Source organism: Streptococcus sp. 263_SSPC (assembly GCF_001071995.1).
Taxonomy (GTDB): domain Bacteria; phylum Bacillota; class Bacilli; order Lactobacillales; family Aerococcaceae; genus Granulicatella.
In genome coordinates this window covers 1-6,533 of sequence record NZ_JVNU01000018.1, presented here as the reverse complement: position 1 = coordinate 6,533, position 6,533 = coordinate 1, and the positions used below count along the sequence as shown (strand labels likewise).

6 protein-coding genes, 2 tRNA genes, 1 other RNA gene and 1 pseudogene are annotated in these 6,533 nt (G+C 37.0%); 5 read left to right on the top strand and 5 right to left on the bottom strand.

Features of this window, described 5'->3' with window-relative positions; translation table 11 throughout:
- Positions 1-57 precede the first annotated feature (57 nt).
- Positions 58-128 (top strand) — tRNA-Gly (locus ADH02_RS01620).
- A 13-nt stretch (positions 129-141) separates the two neighbouring features.
- Positions 142-213 (top strand) — tRNA-Glu (locus ADH02_RS01615).
- A 103-nt stretch (positions 214-316) separates the two neighbouring features.
- Here ADH02_RS01615 and ssrA read toward each other — a convergent pair.
- From ssrA to ADH02_RS01595, 5 genes are all read right to left on the bottom strand, one after another.
- Positions 317-683, bottom strand: a transfer-messenger RNA (tmRNA) gene (ssrA, locus tag ADH02_RS09235).
- A gap of 72 nt (positions 684-755) precedes the next feature.
- Complete coding sequence (locus tag ADH02_RS01610; RefSeq protein ID WP_048782040.1) at positions 756-1,478, bottom strand: histidine phosphatase family protein; 723 nt, start codon at positions 1,476-1,478, stop codon at positions 756-758.
- A gap of 61 nt (positions 1,479-1,539) precedes the next feature.
- Positions 1,540-1,902 (bottom strand): fluoride efflux transporter CrcB, encoded by a 363-nt coding sequence (gene crcB / locus ADH02_RS01605; protein ID WP_048782038.1) that lies wholly within the window; start codon positions 1,900-1,902, stop codon positions 1,540-1,542.
- 84 nt (positions 1,903-1,986) lie between these two features.
- Positions 1,987-2,811 (bottom strand): undecaprenyl-diphosphate phosphatase, encoded by an 825-nt coding sequence (locus ADH02_RS01600; RefSeq protein WP_048782036.1) that lies wholly within the window; start codon positions 2,809-2,811, stop codon positions 1,987-1,989.
- Positions 2,812-2,923: 112 nt separating this feature from the next.
- Positions 2,924-3,949: a lactonase family protein gene (locus ADH02_RS01595; protein ID WP_048782034.1), complete on the bottom strand. Its 1,026-nt coding sequence runs from the start codon at positions 3,947-3,949 to the stop codon at positions 2,924-2,926.
- Positions 3,950-4,071: 122 nt separating this feature from the next.
- Here ADH02_RS01595 and ADH02_RS01590 point away from each other — a divergent pair, with 122 nt between their 5' ends.
- The 3 genes and pseudogenes from ADH02_RS01590 to ADH02_RS01580 form a co-directional block, all read left to right on the top strand.
- Positions 4,072-5,262 (top strand): AI-2E family transporter, encoded by a 1,191-nt coding sequence (locus ADH02_RS01590; RefSeq protein ID WP_048782032.1) that lies wholly within the window; start codon positions 4,072-4,074, stop codon positions 5,260-5,262.
- Between the two features lie 50 nt (positions 5,263-5,312).
- The gene (locus ADH02_RS01585; protein WP_048782030.1) at positions 5,313-6,032 is read left to right on the top strand and encodes a prepilin peptidase; all 720 of its coding nucleotides are present in this window, start codon (positions 5,313-5,315) and stop codon (positions 6,030-6,032) included.
- Positions 6,033-6,210: 178 nt separating this feature from the next.
- Positions 6,211-6,533: pseudogene (locus tag ADH02_RS01580) on the top strand (IS3 family transposase); the annotation flags it as partial.

Below are 6,533 nucleotides of genomic sequence, written 5' to 3'. Positions count from 1 at the left end.
GCCTGTCACGCAGGAGATCGCGGGTTCGATTCCCGTCGGGACCGCTCTTTATAAAATGCGGGTGTAGTTTAGTGGTAAAACTACAGCCTTCCAAGCTGTTGTCGCGAGTTCGATTCTCGTCACCCGCTTTAATATTATCCTGGCCCGTTGGTCAAGCGGTTAAGACACCGCCCTTTCACGGCGGTAACACGGGTTCGAGTCCCGTACGGGTCATCCTTAAGTCTACATTAGGTAGGCTTTTTTTATTGCAAAAATTATATTGAAATAAAGAAAAACTCTCCTTATCATCATGAAAAAGGAGAGTTTTCTCATAAAATAATGGAGCCGAGGGGAGTCGAACCCCTGTCCAAGTATATCGACACAATCAAATCTACATTCATAGTTTATCTATTTAAGTTTCGCTACTGATTAGCTGATAAACAAGCATCATCTTAAGCTAGTCTGATAATCTCTTATTCACTTAGACAGACGGAAAAGTGAATCGTATCCCACTGGTTATAGGACCTGGACCCGAGCACATGGGCGATGCCGGACAGATCTTAGCTAGCAGTTATTAAGCTGCGAAAGCTAAAGTGTTTGTTTGTTGTTTGTCAGTTATATTTAACTGTAACGTTTTTACGTAGCCGTAACCTACGGAATGCATTGAAAGCTCAACCTATACCTGTCGAATCCGTAACGACCCCGTATAAAGAAAAGCCTAGACTTACGCCTAGACTCTCATTGTAACAAAGTTCAGTTATACTTGCAAACCTTTATTAATCGTGCATTTTTGTAGGAAGCATCTCATAAGGTTCTTCTTTAGCTTCTTTACGAAGTACAAAGTGGTTTGTTTGATTAAGTGCTTTTAAGTGAAATTTTCCATCTGAATATTCAACGATATTAATAGATGCATTTCCGATTAATTCTGATAGTTGGAAGTCAGGAATCAATTCGTGAAGCATATTTCGAATTGTAATTCCATGGCTCACGATAAGAATGTTTTGATTTTGGTCACGGTGCTTATTGATTACTTTTAGTAAACCTTGTTCTACACGTAACCAAAACTCCATAAAGTTTTCTCCGAGATGATCTGGATCTAATTCCTTTAGTCCGTTTAATTCTTCTTGGATATTACGTCCACCTAAATCATCAAAATTGCGTTGTAATTTCTTATAGAGTTCACTCCAAAGCTCACCTGCATCTTTTCCTTCTAAGCTTCCAAAGAATACTTCACGGAATTCCGGCATCATTTCAATCGTGAGGTTTTCACGGTTTGGATGATTTCTAAGGAAGAGTTGAGCAGTTTCGACAGTTCTTCTTAAGTCACTGGTATAAACAGCGTCAAAATGAACGTCTTTCATTCCCAAACCAGAACGAATAGCATCTAGGCGTCCTTCTTTTGTTAGAGGAGTATCTGACCATCCTTGCATACGATTGTAGCGGTTAAAGATGGTTTCTCCATGTCTCATGAAATACAATGTTACACCTTTTTTCGTCATAAAATGACCTCCGTTCTTGTTCTTATATCTATTGTAAACCGTTTCTTATAAAAATGCTATTTTAAAATGAAGCTTGGCCAAGAAAATACCCGAACGCTACACAGGCTAGGCCACCTACTAAACTAATAGCCATATATAAAAGAGCGAGTGGAGTATCTCCATTTTGAATCAATTGAAGAGACTCTAAGCTGAAAGTGGAGAAGGTCGTAAAACCACCACAAACACCGGTTATAAGGAGTAGTTGATCGCCTTCGAACCAATGGGATTGCTGAAATTTAGCACTCAGAAATCCGATGACTAGCGATCCTAATAAGTTGATGAATAGTGTTTTAATGGGAAGAGCATGCTGCAGAGGAAGCTGTGATAATAAATACCGTAAGATAGCTCCAATGGCACCGCCGATTCCGACATAGAGTAGTGACATAGTATCCTTCTTTCTTAATTGAATAGTTTTATTATACCCGAAATTGGGCAAAAAGAAAAAGCTGGAATAAATCCAGCTTTATGATTATTTGAAGAATAAGCTTCCGAGAACGATAATCCCAAGAGCGATACGGTACCAACCGAATGCTTGGAAGTCGTGGTGTTTGATGTATTTCAATAAGAATTTGATTACGAATAGAGATACAACAAATGAAACGACAGAACCGACTAATAAAATCACGAATTCAGCTAATGAGTAGTGGAATCCGAATTTCAATAATTTTAATCCACTCGCACCGAACATGATTGGAATCCCCATGAAGAATGAGAATTCAGTTGCGATTGAACGGCTTGTTCCTACAAGTAAGCCTCCAAGAATTGTTGAACCTGAACGGCTAGTACCAGGTACAAGTGCTAAACATTGGAAAAGACCAATTTTAATAGCTGTCATGAAGTCTAATTCTTTGAAGTCATTAATTTTTGGTTCCACATTTTTATGTGCACGTTCGATGTAGATGAACGCAATCCCGTATACGATTAGGGCTAACGCGATAACGATTGGTTTGTTGAAGTAGTCTTCCATAAAGTCATCAAGAATGAATCCAAGAATCACAGCAGGGATACATCCGATAATTACCTTTTTCCAAAGACTAATTGTTTCGATAAACTCTTTACGGTTTTTACTTTTAGCAAATGGGTTTAGTTTGTTGAAATACACTAGGACAACCGCCATGATGGCACCAAGTTGAATTACAACGTTGAACATTTCTTGGAATTTAGCAGATACGTCTAATTGAATAATTTCGTTCACTAAAATTAAGTGACCTGTACTACTAATTGGTAGCCATTCAGTAACGCCTTCGATAATTCCTAAAATAATAGTTTTAATAATCTCGATAAGATTAAGCATTTTTCCACTCCTTTATAAAGTCTGCTAACAACGATTATACTGCTTTCTGGCAAGGATTACCACAATAAACAAGAAAGTCTCTTCAAAAAAAGAAGAGACTGTTAAATGAGTTCTATTGAGGTACGACACAAACAACTTCTGGTGCGTAGAAATCCTTTTGAAGAAGTGTGAGTTGACCAGTTTCTAAGTCACGTTTGAATAGCGTTAAGTTGTCTGATTCTTGGTGGCCTACAACGATATAAGTTTCGTCGTTACTTAGATTGAAATCACGAGGGACCGAACCATAGCTATTCACAGTTTGTACGAGTGTGAGTAATCCGCTTTTTGCATCAACTGAGAATGTGTATAACGCATCGAATCCACGGTTTGAAGCATAGAGGAACCGTCCATCGCGAGTGATGCGGATGGCGCCTCCCCAAGCTTGTTGATCTTCAGTAGTTAATGCAATTTTATCTAGGTTTGTAAAAGTTCCGTTTTCTTTATTGTAAGAAAGAACTTCTACAGTCGCATCGAGTTCGCAAATCAGATAAGCAATAGGAAGTGTTGGATGGAAGGAGAGGTGACGAGGACCGCTTCCGGCTTTTGTTTTATATTGGGCAACTTCTTCTAATCCTTCTTCTGTACGTTTGTAAGTAAACACCGTATCAATCCCGAGGTCACAAACGACAATCCATTTTTCGTCTGGTGTGTAATCAGTGAAGTGAACATGTGGAGAAGCTTGGTTTGCGTGAACGCTAGATCCTGTTTGGACTTTCTTATCGATTGAAGTAAATGATTTTGCCTCTTTATCGTAGTGATATAATTCCACGAAACCTCCGTGATAATTGGCAGTGAGCACATCACCTGTTTTTTCGTTATAACGAATATAACAAGGAACGGCTTGTTGATCATCGTAGCTTGCTAATGGTTCTACTGGAGAAGTTTTTGCATTATTTGCTGAAATTCCGCAGAGTTCGTCTCCTTTTCCAACGGCGAATAATAATTGGTTGTTCTTTGAGTAAGAAAGATACGTTGGATTATCGATAGTTGCTTCCAATGTAAGAGATTCTAGTTGTTCAGTTTCTTTGTTAAGAGTGACAGAATAGACTCCTTTACTATCGCGTTTTGTATAGGTTCCTAAATAAAATTTTTCATTCATACGATTCCCTCCGAATCACAATATAAAATAATTATACAATTTTTTGTAAAATCTAATCAAATGTTAATCATAGAGAGCAAAAATATGATACACTATAGGAAAATGTGATAAGGAGGAATTTTATGAATAATAAACCTGAAAACCACGGGAGAACTTGGTTTTGGAAATGGTTTTTAGATAATCAATTAGTGACAGGATTGCTTATTTTATTGTTGCTCCTTGTTAACTTGATTTTATTTTCGCAAACATCGTACTTATTGAATCCAATTAAAGGGTTTATTTCTGCGATCGGGGTGCCTGTTGCCTGTGGTGCGGTCATTTACTATTTAGTAAAACCAATCTATGATTTTCTAGTGAACAAAAAGGTACCAAAGGGAATTGCAATTCTAGCAGTAATGTTAGGTGTTGTGTTTATATTTGTCATGATTGTGACAAGTTTAGTCCCAATTATTCAAAAGCAATTATTAGATTTAGTTTCGCAATTGCCTTACTACTATCAAATTATTAGTGATCAAGTTGAAAAATTTATGCAATCAAGCTGGTTCACAGCGTTGCAAGAACAATTTAACACGATTAATATGGATTTCATCCAATCGATTACAGAACGTCTCAACGGGGTGTTAAATCTTACTTTTAGCGGGATTGGTAGTGTAGTCGGAATCGTTGGCGATATTGTGATTACGCTAATGACAATGCCAGTTATTCTTTATTATCTATTGAAAGATGGTAATAAAGTCATTCCTTCTATTACGCGTTTATTCCCGACACGCTCTCAACATAAAATTAGCGTGATGTTACATGAAATGAACCAACAAGTTAGCTCATATATTCGTGGCCAAATCTTAGTTGCGATTTGTGTAGGGATTACTTTTTCGATTGGGTATTCGATTATTGGATTACCATATGGGGTAACGATTGGGATGATTGCAGGACTATTAGTAATTATTCCTTATATTGGTTCGATTATCGGATTGATTATTGCAATGATTATTGCCTTTGTTACAAGCCCTGCTATTGTTTTACAAGTACTAACTGTATTTGTGATTGAGCAGTTGATTGAAAGTCGTTTACTTCAACCATTAATTCTTGGATCATCATTGAAGATGCATCCAGTAACGATTTTAGTAATCTTACTAGCTGCTGGTAAAATGTTTGGGCTAACTGGATTATTAATCGCAGTCCCTGTTTATGCAGTGGTTAAAGTATTTGTAACGCACTTCTTCGCATGGTATAAAGACTATTCTGGTTTATATTACACTCCGGAAGAGGAAGTTGAAGAGATCGTCGAAGTCGTAATAACTGAAGAAAATTAAAAGCCGAATCTCTCTTACGAAACGTAATGTTTAGTAAGGGAGGTTTTTTTATGCTTTTTGAGATTGGTGTTCTTGGAGCAGTGATTGGTAGTTTTGTGAATGTAGTCAGTATGAGAGAAGCAAAAGGAGAAGATTTTGTCCACGGAAGATCTTATTGTCCTCATTGCCATCATTCACTATGTGCGTGGGACTTACTACCCATACTGTCTTTTCTTTTTTTGCGAGGGAAGTGCCGCTATTGTAAACAGTCGATTTCTATACGATATTTCTTAGTAGAAATTGTATTTACAGTCTTGTTTATTTTAGTAGCCCTTTTGAGGCAACCTACGGATATTTTAGGGTACTATTTTTGCACAATGTGTATGCTAATAGCACTGATGGATGTGGATTCGTATGAAATAGATTTGCGCATATTATTAGGTTTAATAACGGTCGGGTTTTGTATCAGACTAGATTCAGTAGAGGGCGCAATATTATCAATGGTGGCCGGTCTCGTTTTATACATCACTGTATATGGTGTGGGTATGTGGATCTGGAAAGAAGAAGTTTTCGGCATGGGAGATGTTTATTTTTTAGCAGCTTTAGGCTCTTATTTTTCACCAAGTCAAATTCTCTTTATAGGACTCCTTTCTTTTGTCATTGGCGGAGGAGTGGTGATTGGGTGGATGATTCTATCAAAAAGAAATCAGTTGTATGCAAAAATTCCTTTTGCTCCCTTTATTAGTATTAGTGCTCTATTGACTTATTTATTCTCTATTCAATGGTTTTAACTTCATTTTAAGGAATCGAGATATGATAAATACAATCTATGATGGAGCTATAAACAGGATAAAAGGAAGACAGATTTCTGTTTATCCTAATGCTGAATAGAAAAAATAACCCGTGTAACATTTTTGAAGTGCACCCCAAAAGTTAGACACAAAATCTAACTTTTGGGGTGTTTTTATTATGAAATTAACTTATGAAGATAAAGTTCAGATTTATGAACTCAGAAAACAAGGATTTAGCTACTCACGACTTGCAGATATGTTCGGTATAGATGCGAGAAATCTTTCCTACATGATTAAATTGATTGAACGTTATGGGTTAGAGATAGTTAAAAAAGGGAGAAATAATTATTATTCTCCAGAAATAAAACAAGAAATGATTGATAAAGTCTTACTCGAAGGTTGGAGTAAAGAAAGAGTTTCTCTCGAATACGGCCTCCCTGCGCGTGGCACTCTTCCCAACTGGCTCGCACAATACAAGAAAAATAAGTATACTATTGTTGA

Coding starts and splice junctions, on each gene's coding strand:
- ADH02_RS01610 (WP_048782040.1), bottom strand. CDS start 1,478: ATGACGAAAAAAGGTGTAACATTGTATTTCATGAGACATGGAGAAACC.
- crcB (WP_048782038.1), bottom strand. CDS start 1,902: ATGTCACTACTCTATGTCGGAATCGGCGGTGCCATTGGAGCTATCTTA.
- ADH02_RS01600 (WP_048782036.1), bottom strand. CDS start 2,811: ATGCTTAATCTTATCGAGATTATTAAAACTATTATTTTAGGAATTATC.
- ADH02_RS01595 (WP_048782034.1), bottom strand. CDS start 3,949: ATGAATGAAAAATTTTATTTAGGAACCTATACAAAACGCGATAGTAAA.
- ADH02_RS01590 (WP_048782032.1), top strand. CDS start 4,072: ATGAATAATAAACCTGAAAACCACGGGAGAACTTGGTTTTGGAAATGG.
- ADH02_RS01585 (WP_048782030.1), top strand. CDS start 5,313: ATGCTTTTTGAGATTGGTGTTCTTGGAGCAGTGATTGGTAGTTTTGTG.